Genomic DNA, 17,050 nt, shown 5'->3' with positions numbered 1-17,050 from the left:
CGCTGTTTGCTTCGTTGTCGTGCAGGCGCCAGCTCTTTAGTCTGCGAGTCATCTGTTCAACACACGAGGGAATCGCATGCAACAACTCATCAAGCTCCTGGCCGCCACCACGCTGGCGCTGGGCATCACGGCCGGCGCACGAGCGCAGGAGGCGCTGGAAGTCACCGACATCCGCTACCAGGGCAGCGTAGGCACGGTGGTCTGGATTGAACTGGCCGAGCACCTGGGCTACCTCGCACCGCTCAAGGCCAAGTGGGTGGGCAACACCATCAGCGGTCCGCAGGATGTGCAGGCTGTGGTGAGCAATGACATCGACATCGGCGGTGCGTTCAACGGCGCGCTGGTCAAGCTCATCGTCAAGAAAGCGCCGGTCAAGGCGGTACTGGGCTACTACGGGGTGGACGACAACACCTGGAGTGGCTACTACGTCAAGAACGACAGCCCCATCAAGACCGCCCGCGACCTGCTGGGCAAGAAGGTGGCCATGAACACCCTGGGCGCCCACCACGACTTCATCGTGCGCGAGTACCTGGAGCGCAACAAGATCACCGACGAAGAGGCCAAGCAGGTCACCTTCGTCATTACCCCGCCCGTGACCGGAGAACAGGCGCTGCGCCAGAACCAGGTGGAGGTGACCACCCTGGGCGGCATCCTGCGCGACAAGGCGCTGGAGCGCGGCGGCATCCGCCCCTTGTTCACTGATCGCGACCTCTTCGGCAACTTCACCGCCGGCTCCTATGTGTTGCGCACCAAGTTCATCGAGCAGAACCCCAAGGCCTCCAAGCATCTGGTGAGCGCGCTGGCCCGCTCCATCGAATGGGCGCGCAACACGCCGCCGGCCCAGGTGCGCAGCACTTTCGAATCCATCATCAAGGCGCGCGGCCGCGCCGAGAGCGCGGACGCCATCCAGTACTGGAAGAGCACCGGGATCCCCTCCGTGGGCGGTGTGGTACTGGACAAGGACCTGCAGGTCTGGATCGACTGGCTGGTGAAGGAGGACATCATCAAGGCCGGTCAGGTCAAGCCCTCCGACCTCTACACCAACGCCCTCAACAGCTACGCCACTGGCGCGAAAGTGGCCGCCAAATGAGCGCCGCCAAGATCCAGTTCGAACACGTGCGCAAGGAGTTCACCGTGCGCGCGGAAGACGGTGGCCCCGAGCAGCGCTTTGTGGCCCTGGACGATGTGAGCCTGGAAGTGCGCGCGGGTGAATTCCTGGTGCTCGTGGGCCCCAGCGGCTGCGGCAAGTCCACCTTGCTCGACCTGCTGGCCGGTCTCACGCTGCCCACCAGTGGCCGTGTGCTCATCGACGGCAAGTCCATCACCGGCCCCGCGCGGGACCGCGGCGTGGTGTTCCAGCAGTACGCGCTGTTCCCCTGGCTCACGGCGCTGGACAACGTGGCCTTCGGGCTGGAGATTGCTGGCCTGGGCCGCAGCGAGCGCCGCGCCAAGGCCGCTGCCTACCTGGATCTGGTGGGCTTGAGCGCCTTTGCGCGCCACTACCCACACGAGATGTCGGGTGGCATGAAGCAGCGCGTGGCCATCGCCCGCAGCTTGGCCTATGAGCCCGAGGTGCTGCTGATGGACGAGCCCTTTGCCGCGCTGGACGCTCAGACCCGCGAGACCCTGCAGGGGGAGCTGGTCGACATCTGGCACCGCACCGGCAAGACCATTGTGTTCATCACCCACGGCATCGACGAGGCCGTGGTGCTGGGCCAGCGCGTGGCGGTGATGACCTCGCGCCCTGGTCGCATCAAGCAGATCGTTGACATCCCCGACACGCTGCGTGCCGACACCCCGGACGTGCGCTCGCTGCCGCTGTTTGGCGAGCTGCGCCACGAAATCTGGTCCCTCTTGCACGACGAAGTGGCGGACGCCCGCCAGCAGCGCCGTGCCCGTATTGCCGACCTACCTGCCCGCAAGGAGAGTTTCCATGTCTGATGTTTCGTTGACCGCCGGTCCCGCCCCTGTGGTGTTGGTGCCGCCCGCCCGCTGGACGCGTGTGTTGCGCCAGCTGGGCAACCTGGGGTGGCGCTCTGCGCTGGTGCTGGCCCTTGCTTTGTGGTGGGAAGCGGCGCCGCGTCTGGGCCTGACCGACCCGGCTTTCTTTCCGCCGTTGAGCGAGGTGCTGGCTGCGGGATGGGCGCTGGCCCAGAACGGGCAGCTGTGGCAGCACACTTCGGCCAGCGTGGCGCGGGCGCTGGGGGGCTTTGCCATTGCGGTGGCGTATGCCGTGCCGCTGGGCTTGGCCATTGGCTGGTACCGCCGCCTGGGGGAATTTCTCAATCCGCTGATCGAGCTGTTGCGCAACACCGCGCCGCTGGCCCTGCTGCCCGTGTTCCTGCTCTTGCTGGGCATTGGCGAGGTGTCCAAGGTGGCCATGGTGGTGTATGCCTGCTCCTGGCCGCTGCTGCTCAACACCATCTCGGCGGTCAAGCAGGTAGACCCGCTGCTCATCAAGTCGGCCCGCACCATGGGTGCGAATGCACGGCAGCTGTTCCTCAAGGTCATCCTCCCGGCCTCGGTGCCCACCATTTTTGTGGGCATACGCCTGGCCAGTGCCACAGCTATTTTGGTGTTGGTGGCGGCCGAGATGGTTGGCGCCAAGTCCGGGCTGGGCTATCTCATCATCTATTCGCAGTTCAGTTTTCTGATCGGCGACATGTACTTCGGAATCATCGCGATCACCGTTATTGGCGTGGTTCTCAACGCCGTGCTGGAGTTATTTGAGCGGCGCCTGACCGCCTGGAAGCCAGCCGCCCAGACCGCCTGAGTACGCCCCCTTTTTCTTTCTCTTCTGGATCCACCATGTCACAACGCAAGCTGCGCCTGGGCGCTTTCATTATGGCCACCGGCCACCACGTCGCCGCCTGGCGCCACCCTGGATCGCAGATCGACTCAGGCACCAATATCGACCACTACATCGAGGTGGCCAAGACCGCCGAGCGCGGGTTGTTCGACCAGGTGTTCGTGGCTGACAGCCCCGGCCTCTGGTTCGAGGGCGATGACGAGGCTTTCAGCCGCCAGGGGCGGGTATCGCACTTTGAACCCGTCACCCTGTGGGCTGCGTTGGCCACGGCGACCCAACACATTGGCTTTGTGGCCACGGCTTCCACTACCTACGAAGACCCCTACCTGCTGGCGCGCAAGTTCGCGTCGCTGGACCACATCAGCAAGGGCCGCGCGGCCTGGAACGTGGTGACCACCAGCGCTGAAAACGTGTACGGCAATTTTGGCCTGGACAAGCACCCCGACCCCGAGACGCGCTATGAACGCTCCCATGAGTTTGTGGACGTGGTGAAGGGCCTGTGGGACAGCTTTGAAGACGATGCCTTCAGCCGCGATCCGGCCAGCGGCGTCTACTTCGATCCGGCCAAACTGCACACGCTCAACCACGTGGGCAAGCACCTCAAGGTGAAAGGGCCGCTGAACATCGAGCGCTCGCCCCAGGGCTACCCGGTCATCGTGCAGGCGGGTTCGTCCGAACCCGGCAAAGAGCTGGCGGCTGCAACTGCTGAAGCCATCTTCACCGCCTGGACCAGCCTGGCCGAGGCCCAGGCCTTCTATGCGGATGTGAAGGGCCGCTTGGCCAAGTACGGCCGCCGCCCCGAACAGCTGCTGGTGCTGCCTGGCATCTCGCCCGTGGTGGGCCGCACGCAGGAGGAGGCCGAGGCCAAGTGGGCCGAGTTGCAAAAGCTCATCCACCCCTCGGTGGGCCTGAGCACCATTGCACCTTTCTGGCCCGGTGAAGACCTCACCAAATGGGACCTGGACGCACCGCCGCCCTACATCCCCCAGCCGCCGCTGGGTCGCAACAGTCGCGCCCACGTGGTGCTGGAGCTGGCCCGGCGCGACAAGCTCACGGTGCGCCAGCTCTATGAGTACCTGGCCGGCGCGCGCGGGCACTGGGTGGTGGTGGGCACGCCGCAGAAGATTGCCGACGAGATCCAGACCTGGTTCGAGAACGGCGCCGCGGATGGCTTCAACGTCATGCCGCCCGTGCTGCCCGAGTCGCTGGACGACTTTGTGGACCTGGTGATCCCCGAGCTGCAACGCCGCGGCCTGTTCCGCACGGAGTACGAAGGCACCACACTGCGCGAGAACCTGGGCCTGGAGCGACCCGTGAACCAGTTCACGGCACGAAAACAAAAAGCTGCGTAAGAGGTGGCATAAAAAAGCGACCCTTGGGTCGCTTTTTTGTATCCTGCGCGCGCTTAGAACTTGTAGCCCACGCCGATGGAGAACACGTTCTCCTTCAGGTTGGCGGTGGTGCCGGTGTTGTAGGTCACGTCGTTGAACTGATTGATGTCGTAACCGACCTGCCAGTAGACGTTCTTGTCCACCATCTGGCGCACGCCCAGGCCGTAACCCACGCCTTGCACGTTGGAGCTGCTACTGCCGTCATTGGAGGCGGCGGTCCCGTAGATGGACGAGACCTTGCCGTAGAGCTGGAAGTTGTTGGACAGACCCACCGTCGGCACGACATCAATCGAGTAGCGGTTGTTGATATAGGCGCTGTTGCCATTCGCATAGGTGCCAGCCTGGCGGTTGCCGGTGCTGTAGGAGGTGCCAAGCCCGATCGCGAAGTTGGGGGCGAGCGCCCAGTCGTAGCGGGCCTGCAGGCCCAGGGCACTGCTTTGGCCGCTGTCGGAGGTGCCATCGGTGGCGCTGGTGCTGCCCTTGGCGAACTCGGCGCTGGTGCCGATGCTGAAGCCCGAGAGGGACGCAGGCTCTGCGGCGAAGGCAGATGCGGTGGCCAGGGAACCCAGAACAGCGGTGGTCAGGAGTAGTTTTTTCATGCGGATCTTCCAACAGTTAAGGAAGCTCCATGCTCGCGGCCTGGTGTAAACCAGGCTTGGCCCTTGTGAAAACTACGGTAAAGGTCTGGATAGCGTTTGCAAGCGAATGTATCGTCTGCAGCCCCCTAAGATCGGGGAATGTCTTCTTCCACCCTGCCCGCCTCGCGTTTCGCCGCCTTGTATCCCCTGCTTTTTGTTGCACTGTGGAGTACGGGTTTCATTGGTGCCAAGTTCGGCCTGCCCGATGCAGGGCCGCTCACCTTCCTGAGCCTGCGCTACGCCATCGTGCTGGTGCTCATGGGGGCGCTGGCCTGGTTTGCGCGCGCGCCCTGGCCGCGCACTGCGCGTGAATGGCTGCACATCGGGGTGTCTGGCGTGCTGGTGCATGGGGTGTACCTGGGTGGCGTGTTCATTGCCATCAGCCACGGCCTGCCGGCCGGTGTCACCGCCATTGTGGTGGGTCTGCAGCCGGTGCTGACTGCGCTGGGCGCCAACCTGCTGTTGGGCGAACGCGTGCGGCCCACGCAATGGGCCGGACTGGGGCTGGGCTTTGTGGGGGTGGCGCTGGTGGTGGCGCACAAGGTGGGGGCGGGGCATAGCGTCGCGGACCTCTCCACCACCCTGCTGCCGGCCTTGCTGGCGCTGCTGGCCATTACCGCCGGCACGCTGTACCAGAAGCGCTACTGCCCGGCCTTTGACCTGCGCACCGGCTCGGTGGTGCAGTTCTTGCCCACGCTGGCACTGACCCTGGTGGCCGCCGCCGCAACAGAGACCTTGCAGGTGCACTGGACGCCCAGCTTTGCATTCGCCCTGGCCTGGCTGGTGCTGGTGCTCTCGCTGGGCGCGGTGAGCCTGCTCAATGTGCTGATCCGCAGCGGCAGCGCGGTCAATGTGGCCAGCCTGTTCTACCTGGTGCCGCCCGCCACCGCCCTGATTGCCTGGGCCCTGTTTGGCGAGACTCTGACGGGCCTGGCCTTGCTGGGCATGGTGCTGACGGTGCTGGGGGTATGGCTCGCGCGCAAGTAAAGCTTGCCATACGTGCGCTGCTGCAAAGTCGGCAGTACTGCTGAAATAGCAGCAAATTAACTGTTGTTTATCCAGCAGTGGCCCTGGTCTGCATTTGATGGGGTTGCATTAAATTCCAATGGAATCAAAGGCTTAGCGCGACCACGGTGAGTGATCGTGCATGGCATGTCGTTTGCAAAGTGCTAATTGTCATAACAATTGAGCACGGCCTTGCCAGCATCTGCACAGCCCTCCCGCCACACCACCCTGCACCAGCGCATCCAGCATGAGCTGCGTGAGCGCATCCTGGCTGGCGAGTACCGGCCCCAACAACAGCTGCCTACCGAGATTGCCCTGATGCAGCAGTACGGCGTGAGCCGTATCACCGTGCGCCACGCTTTGGGTGCGCTGGAGAAAGAGCAGCTCATCGTCCGGCAGGCGGGCAGGGGCTCCTTCGTCACCCAGCCCAAGCCCTTTCAGGCGCTGGGGCGCCTGCAGGGCTTTGCCGAGGCCATGGGCGCGCAGGGCCACGCAGCCTACAACCGTGTGCTGTCGTTGCACACGGTGCCTGCCAACGCGCAGGTGGCGACGCACCTGCGACTGCCCGACGGAACGCTGGTGACAGAGATTCGCCGGGTGCGCTACCTGGACCGCCAGGCCGTCTCGCTGGACCACACCTGGGTGCCGCTGTCGATCGGTGAGCGTCTGGCCCGCGAGGACCTGGCGGGCCGCGACATCTTCCTGATCCTGGAGCAGGACTATGGCCTGCCCCTGGGCCATGCAGACATGGCCATCGAGGCCGTGGCTGCCGAACCTGATGTGGCGGCGCAGCTGGCCGTGTCTGCAGGCTCACCGCTGCTGCGGGTCGAGCGCCTCACCCACGGGCAGGACGGCACACCGCTGGATTACGAACACCTGTACTGCCGCAGTGACAACTTTCAATACCGCCTGCGCGTGCTGCGCCATGCGGTTTCTTCCAACTCTTCCCAGGAACCCTATGCAAACCATTGAACGCACCGTGGATGTGCTGGTCATCGGTGGCGGCACTGCCGGCCCCATGGCCGCTGTCAAGGCCAAGCAGGCCAACCCCAAACTCAACGTACTACTGCTGGAGAAAGCGAATGTGAAGCGCAGCGGCGCCATCTCCATGGGCATGGATGGGCTGAACAACGCCGTCATCCCCGGCCACGCCACGCCCGAGCAGTACGTGCGCGAAATCACGATCGCCAACGACGGCATCGTGAACCAGAAGGCGGTGCTGGCCTATGCGCAGAACAGCTTCTCCATGATTGAGGAGCTCGACCGCTGGGGCGTGAAGTTCGAGCGTGACGAGACCGGCGACTATGCCGTGAAGAAGGTGCACCACATGGGCAGCTATGTGTTGCCCATGCCCGAGGGGCACGACATCAAGAAGGTGCTCTACAAGCAGCTCAAGCGCACGCGTGTGGAGATCGAGAACCGGCTGGTCGTCACGCGACTGCTCACGGCCGACGACGGCAGTGTGGCCGGCGCCATGGCGTTTGATTGCCGCACGGGGGACTTCCATGTGATCCGCGCCAAGAGCGTGGTGTTGAGCACCGGAGCGGCAGGGCGCCTGGGTCTGCCAGCCTCGGGCTACCTGTTTGGCACTTACGAGAACCCCACTAATGCAGGCGACGGCTACAGCCTGGCCTACCACGCAGGTGCCGAGCTTTCGGGCATCGAGTGCTTCCAGATCAACCCGCTCATCAAGGACTACAACGGCCCGGCCTGTACCTATGTCACCGGCCCGTTTGGCGGCTACACGGCCAATAGCAAGGGGGAACGCTTCATCGAGTGCGACTACTGGAGCGGCCAGATGATGTGGGAGTTCTACCAGGAGCTGCAGGGTGGCAAGGGCCCCGTGTTCCTGAAGCTGGACCACCTGGCAGAAGAAACCATCTCGACCATCGAGACCATTCTGCACAGCAACGAGCGCCCCAGCCGCGGCCGCTTTCACGAAGGGCGCGGCACCAACTACCGCGAGAAGATGGTGGAGATGCACATCTCCGAAATCGGCCTGTGCAGCGGCCACTCGGCCTCGGGTGTCTGGGTCAACGAACGCGCACAGACCACCGTGCCCGGCCTGCATGCCGCCGGTGACCTGGCCTGCGTGCCGCACAACTACATGCTGGGTGCCTTTGTCTATGGCCGCCTGAGTGGCGAGAGCGCCGCCCACTTCTGCGAAGGCCGCGAACTGCCCGCCGTGGATGCCGCCCAAGTGGAAGCGGAGCGCACCCGCGTATGGGCGCCATTGCAGCGCACCGAAGGCCTTCCACCCAACCAGGTGGAGTACAAGCTGCGCCGCATGGTCAACGACTACCTGCAACCGCCCAAGGTCACCCGCAAGATGGAAATCGGCCTGGAGCGGTTCGAAGGCATTCACCACGATCTGGACCAGCTAAAGGCACGTGATCCGCACGAACTCATGCGCGCCATGGAGGTGCACTTCATCCGCGACTGTGCCGAGATGGCGGCGCGTGCCTCGCTCTACCGAACGGAGAGCCGTTGGGGCCTGTACCACGCCCGTGTGGATTACCCCGAGCGCAACGATGCCGACTGGTTTGTGCACGCCCAGCTGCAGAAGGATGCGGCCGGCCATATGCGTAGCTTCAAGCGGCCCATCGATCCTTACATCATCCCCATCCACGCTGCCGAGAAAGACGCTTACCAACGCCTGCGTGTTGGTACCCCAGCAGCCCAACCCGAGCCCCTGGCCGCTTGAAGGAAATCCCCATGAGTTACGCCCCTCTGGCCTTTACCCCCCACGCTGTGCCCGTGCGTGTGGATGCCGACAAATGCATTGCCGACAAGGGCTGCACCGTGTGCGTGGACGTGTGCCCGCTGGACGTGCTGGCCATCGACCTCAGCAAAGGCACGGCCTACATGAAGTTCGACGAATGCTGGTACTGCATGCCCTGCGAGAAGGACTGTCCCACCGGCGCGGTCACAGTCGAGATTCCCTACCTGTTGCGTTGAACCATGACCTATCACTTGGATACCGAACTCCCTGCTCCTCTGGCTCAGCGCCTGCAGAGTGACGATGCAGGCATACGCCGCGTGGCCGTCATCGAGCTGGCCGACCATGAAGAAGAGGCTTGGTTGCCTGCCCTGATCCGCGCTTTGCAGGATGCGGATGCCACCGTGCGCCTGGAAGCCGCACAGCGCCTGGCTGGCTGGGATACTGAAGCGGTGGTGGCCGCGCTGGCGCAGGCCCTGCAGGACAGTGATGCTGCCACGCGTCTGGCCGCGGCCCAGTCGCTGAGTGAAATCAAGGACCCGCAATCGGGTCTGGTGCTGTTGTCGTGGGCGACCCACGCCGATGCTTTCGTCTGCGCCGCTGCCTTGCGGGCTTTGCGCGAGCTGCGCTTGCCCGAGGCAATGCCGGCGGCCCTGGACGCGTTGGGCCATGCTGATGCGTCGGTCCGGCGTGAGGCGGTGGGCGTGTTGGGTTGGCGCAAGCACGCAGCGGCCTTGCCACAGTTGGCAGCGCTGGTGCGGGGCGATGCAGATGCGGAGGTACGCCGCGCGGCAGTGGGTGCGCTGGGCTTTGGCACAGCGACAGAAATGTACCTGGTGGCGCCGGCCCTGCTGGATGCCTTACGCGACACGGCCTGGCAAGTGCGGGAAGAGGCCGCCACCACCCTGGGCAAGCTGCGCGTGGAAGCGGTGGAAGCCCTGGTGCTTGCGCTGGAAGACCCCTTTTGGCAAGTGCGCCTGCGCGCTGCACGGGCATTGGGGCAGTTGCAACAGGCATCCGCAGTGCCGGCCCTGGGAAGGTTGATGGCGCATGAGGTCAGCAACCTGCGAAAGGAAGCGGTGATCGCACTGGGCAGCATTGGCGGTGGTACTGCCGTGGCCCTGTTGGAAGCCGCCTTGCATGACCCCGACCCCGAAGTTCGCAAGCTGGCGCGTTTGGGGCTTGCGCGCCAGGGAGCAGCAGCGTGAGTGCGGCGATGGTGCCTGTGCACCTGGATCTGAGCACGCAGGCCTTGGGACTGCTGTGGGACGACGGTCGCACCTTGCTGGACGCCGCTACGCTGCGCGCGCAGTGCCGCTGCAACCTGTGCCGACAAGGCCCTGTGCTGCCAGCCTCAGGCTTGGGGCTGTGCGGGGTGGAGCCGGTGGGGAACTACGGCGTGCAGTTGAGATTCAGCGACGGGCACGACAAGGGCATCTACCCCTGGGCGCTGCTGCGTGCGTTGGGTCAGAAGGCCGTGGCGCTGGAGTAGGGTGCGCATCTGGTTGCGGGTAATGCCCATGCGTTGCGCCGCATGCACCTGGTTGCCCTGCGCCAGGGCAAAAGCCGTGCGCACGACGATGGCCTCCACATGGGCCCAGACACCGGGCTGGCCTGTGCGCAGGCATTGCAACACAGCGTCCTGCAGTGCATCCGTGGCTGCCGGTGGTGCTGTGGCAGTGCTTGGTGCGTTTGCGTGGCTTGGCAGCCCCCGCAGGTGCTGAAAATCGGATGCACCCAACACGGGCTGCGGTGCAACGATGAGCGCGCAGTGAATGGCGTTTTCCAGCTCGCGGATATTGCCGGGCCAGGGGTAGGCCAGCAGGGCTTGTTCGGCGTCTGCCCCCAAGCGGGCACCGGCAATGCCGAGGCGCTGTGCGTAGTGCTGCAGAAAGTGCCGCGCCAACGGAAGGATGTCGCCGGGACGCTGATGCAGCGGCCGCAGTGCGAGGGTGACTACACTGAGCCGGTAGTACAGGTCGGCCCGAAACCGACCGGCGGCCACAGCTGCGCGCAGGTCCACATTGGTGGCCACCACCAGCCGCACATCCAGCGCTACCGGCGTGCGCGAGCCCAGGCGTACCACCTGACGTTCCTGCAGCACGCGCAGCAGCTTGACCTGCAGGTGCAGTGGCAGGTCGCCCACCTCGTCCAGAAACAGTGTGCCGTGGTTGGCAGCTTCAAACCAGCCTGCGCGTGCCTGGTGCGCGCCGGTAAAGGCCCCGCTCTCATGCCCAAACAGCTCGGCGTCGATCATGCTTTCGCTGAAGGCGCCACAGTTGATGGCAACGAACGGGCCGCGCCGTTCGCTGCCCTGGTGCACGCGGCGGGCCAGCAGTTCCTTGCCGGTGCCAGTCTCCCCCGTGATCAGCACCGTGGCATCGCTCGGTGCGATCTGGTCCACCCGCTGTAGCAGGGCTACTGACCCCGGGTCCTCAAACACCAGGGCCTTGGCGCGCACCGACAGTGCGTGCGCTTGGGGCAGGGTCAGCAGCGGCGACACGCTTAGAACGAGGGAATGACCGCGCCCTTGAACTCGGCCAGCACGAACTTGCGCACTTCGTCCGAGTGGTAGGCCTTGACCAGGGTGGCAACCCAGGGCTTGTCCTTGTCCTGCTCACGCACGGCCAGCAGGTTCACATAGGGGCTCTTGGCGTTCTCCTGCGCAATGGAGTCCTTGCCGGGTTGCAGACCCGCTTGCAGGGCAAAGTTGGTGTTGATGGAGGCGGCATCCAGGTCGTCCAGCGAACGGGCCAGTTGCGAAGCGTCCAGTTCCACAAACTTCAGCTTCTTGGGGTTCTCCACCACGTCCAGCGGCGTGGCTTTGAGGCCCACATCGGGCTTGAGCTTGATCAGGCCCTTGTCCTGTAGCACCAGCAGCACGCGCCCGCCATTGGTGGGGTCGTTGGGGATGCCGAACTTGGCGCCTTCCTTCAGGTCTTCGAGTTTCTTGACCTTCTTGGAGTACAGGCCGATGGGGAAGTTGACGGTGTAGCCGATGTTCACCAGCTTGTAGCCACGGTCCTTGATTTGCTGGTCCAGGAAGGGCTTGTTCTGGTAGCTGTTGGCGTCCAGGTCGCCGGCAGCCAGGGCGGCATTGGGCTGGATGTAGTCGCTGAACTCGACGATTTGGATCTTCAGGCCATCTTTCTCGGCGACCTTCTTCACCTGCTCAAAGATCTGGGCGTGCGGGCCGGCGGTAACGCCGATTTTGAGGGGCTTGTCCTGGGCCATCGCGGGCGCCAGGGCGGCGGACAGCACCAAAGCGGCGACGGATTGCAATGCGAAACGTTTGTTCATGGGAACTCCTTGTGACAACAAAAAGGGGGAAAGAAAATCAACGGTGACTGAGGCGGCGCACCAGCCAATCGCCCGCGCTCTGTACGGACTGGACAAACAGCACCAGCACCAACACCACCGCTGCCATGACTTCCGGCAGGAAGCGTTGGTAGCCGTAGCGGATGCCCAGGTCGCCCAAGCCGCCGCCGCCGATGGCACCGGCCATGGCCGAGTAACCCGTGAGGCTGACAAAGCTGATGGTGAGCGCCGCCACAATCCCAGGCAGTGCCTCGGGCAGCAGTACCTTGCGCACGATCTGGGAAGTGGTGGCGCCCATGGCCTGGGCCGCTTCGACGAGACCGCTGTCCACTTCGCGCAGCGCGGTCTCTACCAGACGCGCCACAAACGGGCCGGAGGCCAGCGTGAGCGGCACCACGGCGGCGGCGGTGCCGATGGATGAGCCCGTGATCAAGCGTGTGAGCGGGATGACGGCGACCAGCAGGATGATGAAGGGCGTGGAGCGCACTGCATTGATCAGCGTGCCCACGATGCGGTTGGCCGCAGGGCTCTGCAGTACGCCACCGATGTCGGTGAGGCGCAGGTAGACGCCCAGCGGGATGCCGATGGCGGCACCCAGCGTGCCCGAGATGCCCACCATGGTGAGCGTCTCCCAGAAGGATTGGACAAACTTCTCCAGCAGTGCACTGGTGAATGTTTCAAGCATGGGACACCTCCTGCACCAGCACACCCGCGTTGCGCAGGTGCGCCACGGTGTTGGTCAATTGCTCTTGCGCGCCACGCGCCAGCACGGCTAGCGTGCCGAAGGGACGACCGCCCACGTCGTCGATCTGCCCGTGCAGCAGGTTCAGGTCCACACCGAAGCGGCGTACCACGTCTGAGAGCAGGGGCTGGTTGGAATCTTCACCGGCAAAAACCAGGCGCAGCAGGGTGGCCTGGCTGGCGGGGGCGGCTCCGAGCAGGGTGCGCACGCGCTCCAGAACCACAGCGGGCAGCTCTTGCGGCACCACATCGTCCAGCAGGCTGCGGGTGGTGGCGTGCTGTGGACGGCTGAACACCTCCAGCGTGTCGCCCAGTTCCACAATGCGGCCTGCGTCAATGACGGCGACCTGGTTGGCAATCTGCTTGATGACCTGCATCTGGTGCGTGATGAGCACCACCGTCAGGCCCAGCTCGCGCTGCACTTCGCGCAGCAGCGCGAGGATGGATCGGGTGGTCTCGGGGTCCAGCGCGGAGGTGGCTTCGTCGGACAGCAGCACCTTGGGCCGGCTGGCCAGGGCGCGCGCAATGCCCACGCGCTGCTTTTGCCCGCCGCTGATCTGCGCGGGGTAGCGGTCGCGCAGTCCGTGCAGCCCCACCAGCTCCAGCAGGGGCTCCACCCGCGCCACGATTTCGGCGCGGCGCAGGCCTTCGAGCTCCAGCGGCAGTGCCACATTGTCGAAGACGGTGCGCGAAGACAAAAGGTTGAAATGCTGGAACACCATGCCGATGTCACGGCGCGCGGCGCGCAGTGCCACGGGGTCCAGCGCGGTGAGTTCACGCCCGTCCACCCGCACTGTGCCCGCTACGGGCCGGTTGAGCAAGTTGATGGTGCGCACCAGGGAGCTCTTGCCCGCACCACTGCGGCCAATGACCCCGAAAATCTGGCCACGCGCGACGTTCAGGTCGATGCCGCGCAGCGCCTCCACCGGGCCTTGCGGGCCGGCATAGCGCTGATGGATGTTTTCAAGTTCGATCATGGGGGTCTGTTTCAGCCGCGCTGCAGTTTGTGAGGCACATAGCGGTCGGCCTGTATGTCGGGTGTGATGCCGTGGGTGCGTACGTCATCGGTGATGGGCAGCAGCGTGCTGTCCCAGCTGTTCCATTGCTGACGCAAGCGCTCAAACACCTCCGGGTAGCGATCGCGCAGGTTGGCACGCTCACGTTGGTCGGTGGCGACGTCAAACAGGAATTCGTTGTCGTTGACCTTGAGGTACTTCCAGTCTCCATCCCGCACGGCGCGCTGGGTCTGCGACTTGTAGCGCCAGTACAGGGTGCGGGGGTGCTGCGGGGATTGGCCCTCCAGCACAGGCAGAATGTTCTCCCCGTCCACTGGATAGGCCGGGTCTGGCGCGAGGCCTGCAGCGGCCAGCAGCGTCGGAAGCCAATCAAAGCTGATGGTGACCTGCTCCTGAACCTGGGGCTGGATGCGTGCGGGCCAGCGCAAGAGGGTGGGGACACGCAGTCCACCTTCGAGCAATTCGGTTTTCTGCCCGGTGAATGGCCAGGTCTTGGAAAAGCGTTCGCCACCGTTGTCGCTGGTAAAGATGATGATGGTGTTGTCGGCCTGTCCGCTTTCATCCAGAGCTGCCAGTACCTGACCTACGGCGGCGTCCAGTGCTTCGACGATCTCACCGTACTTGCGCAGGTTGCCGCCGTCGTAGTGGAACAAATCCTTGATCTCGCGCGACACGGCCTCGTCATTGGGGCCTTCCCAGGGCCAGTGCGGCGCGGTGAAGTGCAGCGAGAGGAAGAAGGGCTTGTCGGCGCGTGCGGGCTGGCGCAGATAGGCGCTGGCCTCGTCCGCAAGGATCTGGGTGTAGTAGCCAGTGCGCTCCACAGGTACATCACCTTCCCAGAGGTCCGGTTTCACGTCTTCCCCCACCCCCGGTTTGTGGGTGAAGTAGTCAATGGCGCCGTGGTGGTTACCAAAAAAATGCGTGTAGCCGCTCAGACGCGGACCGTAGTGGGGTGGCAAGCCTAGGTGCCATTTGCCGATCAGGGCCGTGTCATAGCCCCCGGCCTTGAGCAAGGAGGGTAGCGTGGGATGTTCCGGTGGCAGCCCCAAGCCGGTGTCGCGCAGGATGATGGGCTCCTCCAGCCCGGCTCGTAGCCGGTATTGGTAGCGGCCCGTGATCAGCGCAATCCGGGTTGCGGAGCAGACTGCCGAGTTGGCATAGGCTTGCGTGAAACGCACGCCTTGTCCTGCCAGACGGTCCAGGTGGGGCGTGACGTGGTCGGTGGCACCGTAAACGCCCAGATCGGCCCAGCCCAGGTCGTCGGCCAGAATGAAAATGATGTTGGGTTGGCGGCTCATGGAAATTGTCAGTCCGCCTTGAAGCCCGAGGCCTCAATGACGGGGCGCCATTTGGCAATGTCGGCCAGACGCAGCTGCTCCAGTTGTTGGGGCGTACGTGGATCCGCTTCCAGGGCCAGTTCATCGAGTCTTGCTTTGATGGCTGGGTCCGACAGGGCGGAATTCAACGCCGCGTTGACGGCCGTGACGGCGGCCGCCGGCGTGCCTTTGCGTGCCCACAGGCTGTACCAGCCGCTGCCCTTGGCCTGGGCAAAGCCGGCCTCACTGACGGACGGAACGTCAGGAAGCTCGCGGGTGCGCTTGTCGCCGAAGGTAGCCAGCACGCGGACTTTTCCTTCGCGGTGCAGAGGGGCCAGTCCTGATGTCGTCTCGATGGCGGCACTCAGCTGTCCGCCCACCAGGTCTGTGAACAGTGCAGGCCCCCCTTTGTAGGGGACGTGCACGATGTCTACCCCGGCGGATTTGCCCAGCAGCAGACCGAAGAAATGTGGCAGGCTGCCTGCGGCAGGACTGCCGAAATTGGCCTTGCCCGGATTGGCCTTGAACCAAGCCACCAACTCACGCAAGTTTTTGGCGGGATGGGTGGCGGGCACGGCCAGTGCGAACTGGAAATGCGCTACCAAACCGACAGGGACAAAGTCCACCGCCGGGTCGTACCCGGGCTTTTGGAACACCAATTGCGACAGCACCGGTGTGATCAAGGGCGTAATCAGGTACGTGGCGCCATCTGCGGGGGCACTCAGCAAGGCCTGCGCCGCAATCTGGCCGTTGGCGCCCGCCTTGTTTTCCACAATGATGGTGTGCCCTTTGCCCAGCTGAGGTGCAATGCGCTCGGCGATGATGCGTGCCAATACGTCAATCGGTCCGCCTGCACCGAATCCCACCAGGATGCGAGCCGCTTCGGGTACCGCGGACACGGCGGCCAATGCGGGCCGGATGCCCAGCCAGAGAGCGCCTGTGGCGGCGAGCGCAGTTCGGCTCCACGCGCGGCGGTTGATCAGGTGTTCAGACATACCGAAAGTCATCTCCCGTTCAGAGCTTGGCGATGGATACTTCGGTGGACTTGACCAGCGCCACGACTTCGGAGCCGACGACCAGCTGCAGATCGTCGACCGAGCGTGTGGTGATGACCGATGTGACGATGCCCCAAGGGGTTTCGACGTCGATTTCGGAAACCACGTCACCGCGGATGATTTCACGCACTTTGCCCTTGAATTGGTTGCGTACGTTGATGGCTTGGATGGACATGGGTTCTCCTTGAAAAGTCCGTTTGAAAATTTGTCTAGATGGCCCAGCGCACGCCGTGGGCGGCAACACCGGCCCAGTTGGCGTCGAGCGCGGGTTCTTCGGTTGCGGGCTGTTGCAGCACGCGGTCCAGGATGCGTTTTTCCAGCGCGGCGAAGGCGGCGTCGCCACGGCTGCGTGGGCGGGCCAGGGGCACGCGCTCGTCCAGCGCGATGCGGCCTTCCTCGATCAGGATCACACGGTCGGCCAGGGCTACGGCTTCCTGCACGTCGTGGGTCACCAGCAGGGCGGTAAACCCGCTGGCTTGCCACAGACCCTCGATGAGGGCGTGCATTTCGATGCGGGTGAGCGCGTCGAGCGCACCCAACGGCTCGTCCAGCAGCAGCAGGCGCGGGTTGTGCACCAGTGCACGTGCCAAGGCCACACGTTGGCGCTGTCCGCCAGACAGACGGGCGGGCCAATCATTCAGGCGATCCCCCAGGCCCACCTGTGCCAGCACCTTTTCGGCACGGTGGCGTTCACTCTTGGGCAGTCCCAGGGCCACGTTATCCAGCACACGTTTCCAGGGCAGCAGGCGCGCATCCTGGAACATGATGCGGGTGTCTTCGCGCAGGCCTTTCACGGCCTCGCCGTTGATCTGCAGCGAGCCGTCGCTGGCACTTTCCAGTGCGGCCACCAGGCGCAAGAGCGTGCTCTTGCCGCAGCCACTGCGGCCCACGATGGCGACGAACTCGCCGGGTGCAATGCCCAGCTGGGCGTTCTGCAGCACGGTGCGGCTGCCGTAGCGCTTGCTGACATCGCGCAGGTTCAGGCTCACGCCACCGGTGGTGCTTGGGAGGGTGTTGGTAGTCAAATCAGGCTCCAGCCCGC

At 64.4% G+C, this 17,050-nt stretch carries 18 protein-coding genes and 1 pseudogene; 10 read left to right on the top strand and 9 right to left on the bottom strand.

What is annotated here, in order from left to right:
• The first annotated feature begins 76 nt into the window (after positions 1-76).
• The 4 genes from AC1RNN_RS13725 to AC1RNN_RS13710 are packed head-to-tail and all read left to right on the top strand — an operon-like array spanning position 77 to position 4,161.
• Positions 77-1,090, top strand: a complete 1,014-nt coding sequence (locus tag AC1RNN_RS13725) for an ABC transporter substrate-binding protein (protein WP_493089560.1) — start codon at positions 77-79, stop codon at positions 1,088-1,090.
• A complete protein-coding gene (locus AC1RNN_RS13720) occupies positions 1,087-1,941 on the top strand; it encodes an ABC transporter ATP-binding protein (RefSeq protein ID WP_493089561.1) in 855 nt (284 codons plus the stop codon). Before AC1RNN_RS13725 ends, AC1RNN_RS13720 begins: the two co-directional genes overlap by 4 nt.
• Positions 1,934-2,773: an ABC transporter permease gene (locus AC1RNN_RS13715; protein WP_493089562.1), complete on the top strand. Its 840-nt coding sequence runs from the start codon at positions 1,934-1,936 to the stop codon at positions 2,771-2,773. Before AC1RNN_RS13720 ends, AC1RNN_RS13715 begins: the two co-directional genes overlap by 8 nt.
• A gap of 35 nt (positions 2,774-2,808) precedes the next feature.
• Positions 2,809-4,161, top strand: a complete 1,353-nt coding sequence (locus AC1RNN_RS13710) for an LLM class flavin-dependent oxidoreductase (RefSeq protein ID WP_493089563.1) — start codon at positions 2,809-2,811, stop codon at positions 4,159-4,161.
• 53 nt (positions 4,162-4,214) lie between these two features.
• On the opposite strand, the gene AC1RNN_RS13705 is transcribed toward AC1RNN_RS13710, so the two are convergent.
• Positions 4,215-4,799, bottom strand: coding sequence for an outer membrane beta-barrel protein (locus AC1RNN_RS13705; RefSeq protein ID WP_493089564.1), 585 nt, complete (start codon positions 4,797-4,799; stop codon positions 4,215-4,217).
• Positions 4,800-4,937: 138 nt separating this feature from the next.
• Here AC1RNN_RS13705 and AC1RNN_RS13700 point away from each other — a divergent pair, with 138 nt between their 5' ends.
• The 6 genes and pseudogenes from AC1RNN_RS13700 to AC1RNN_RS13675 all read left to right on the top strand — a co-directional run.
• Positions 4,938-5,825, top strand: coding sequence for a DMT family transporter (locus tag AC1RNN_RS13700; protein ID WP_493089565.1), 888 nt, complete (start codon positions 4,938-4,940; stop codon positions 5,823-5,825).
• A gap of 210 nt (positions 5,826-6,035) precedes the next feature.
• Positions 6,036-6,815 carry a GntR family transcriptional regulator gene (locus tag AC1RNN_RS13695; RefSeq protein WP_493089566.1) on the top strand — a complete coding sequence of 260 codons (780 nt, stop codon included), beginning with the start codon at positions 6,036-6,038 and terminating at the stop codon, positions 6,813-6,815.
• On the top strand, positions 6,802-8,547 hold the full coding sequence (locus AC1RNN_RS13690; protein WP_493089567.1) for a fumarate reductase/succinate dehydrogenase flavoprotein subunit: 1,746 nt from the start codon (positions 6,802-6,804) through the stop codon (positions 8,545-8,547). Before AC1RNN_RS13695 ends, AC1RNN_RS13690 begins: the two co-directional genes overlap by 14 nt.
• 11 nt (positions 8,548-8,558) lie before the next feature.
• A complete protein-coding gene (locus AC1RNN_RS13685; RefSeq protein ID WP_493089568.1) occupies positions 8,559-8,801 on the top strand; it encodes a 4Fe-4S dicluster domain-containing protein in 243 nt (80 codons plus the stop codon).
• Positions 8,802-8,804: 3 nt separating this feature from the next.
• Positions 8,805-9,770 (top strand): HEAT repeat domain-containing protein, encoded by a 966-nt coding sequence (locus AC1RNN_RS13680; protein ID WP_493089569.1) that lies wholly within the window; start codon positions 8,805-8,807, stop codon positions 9,768-9,770.
• A gap of 8 nt (positions 9,771-9,778) precedes the next feature.
• Positions 9,779-9,961 (top strand): annotated as a pseudogene (locus AC1RNN_RS13675) (gamma-butyrobetaine hydroxylase-like domain-containing protein); the annotation flags it as partial.
• On the opposite strand, the gene AC1RNN_RS13670 reads toward AC1RNN_RS13675, so the two are convergent.
• The 8 genes from AC1RNN_RS13670 to AC1RNN_RS13635 are packed head-to-tail and all read right to left on the bottom strand — an operon-like array spanning position 9,917 to position 17,033.
• Positions 9,917-11,065: a sigma-54 interaction domain-containing protein gene (locus tag AC1RNN_RS13670; RefSeq protein ID WP_493089570.1), complete on the bottom strand. Its 1,149-nt coding sequence runs from the start codon at positions 11,063-11,065 to the stop codon at positions 9,917-9,919. The pseudogene AC1RNN_RS13675 and the gene AC1RNN_RS13670 overlap by 45 nt on opposite strands.
• 2 nt (positions 11,066-11,067) lie before the next feature.
• Positions 11,068-11,862 (bottom strand): MetQ/NlpA family ABC transporter substrate-binding protein, encoded by a 795-nt coding sequence (locus AC1RNN_RS13665; protein ID WP_493089571.1) that lies wholly within the window; start codon positions 11,860-11,862, stop codon positions 11,068-11,070.
• Between the two features lie 37 nt (positions 11,863-11,899).
• Positions 11,900-12,565 carry a methionine ABC transporter permease gene (locus tag AC1RNN_RS13660; protein WP_493089572.1) on the bottom strand — a complete coding sequence of 222 codons (666 nt, stop codon included), beginning with the start codon at positions 12,563-12,565 and terminating at the stop codon, positions 11,900-11,902.
• The gene (locus AC1RNN_RS13655) at positions 12,558-13,598 is read right to left on the bottom strand and encodes a methionine ABC transporter ATP-binding protein (protein ID WP_493089573.1); all 1,041 of its coding nucleotides are present in this window, start codon (positions 13,596-13,598) and stop codon (positions 12,558-12,560) included. The genes AC1RNN_RS13660 and AC1RNN_RS13655 overlap by 8 nt, the downstream gene beginning before the upstream one ends.
• 11 nt (positions 13,599-13,609) lie before the next feature.
• Complete coding sequence (locus AC1RNN_RS13650; protein ID WP_493089574.1) at positions 13,610-14,935, bottom strand: sulfatase family protein; 1,326 nt, start codon at positions 14,933-14,935, stop codon at positions 13,610-13,612.
• A gap of 8 nt (positions 14,936-14,943) precedes the next feature.
• Positions 14,944-15,948, bottom strand: coding sequence for a tripartite tricarboxylate transporter substrate-binding protein (locus AC1RNN_RS13645; RefSeq protein WP_493089575.1), 1,005 nt, complete (start codon positions 15,946-15,948; stop codon positions 14,944-14,946).
• A 19-nt stretch (positions 15,949-15,967) separates the two neighbouring features.
• On the bottom strand, positions 15,968-16,183 hold the full coding sequence (locus AC1RNN_RS13640; RefSeq protein ID WP_493089576.1) for a TOBE domain-containing protein: 216 nt from the start codon (positions 16,181-16,183) through the stop codon (positions 15,968-15,970).
• Positions 16,184-16,217: 34 nt separating this feature from the next.
• Positions 16,218-17,033, bottom strand: coding sequence for an ATP-binding cassette domain-containing protein (locus tag AC1RNN_RS13635; RefSeq protein WP_493089577.1), 816 nt, complete (start codon positions 17,031-17,033; stop codon positions 16,218-16,220).
• Positions 17,034-17,050 lie beyond the last annotated feature (17 nt).

It is taken from the genome of Rhodoferax sp. GW822-FHT02D07, assembly GCF_058802405.1.
This window is presented reverse-complemented; position numbering and strand designations above follow the sequence as displayed.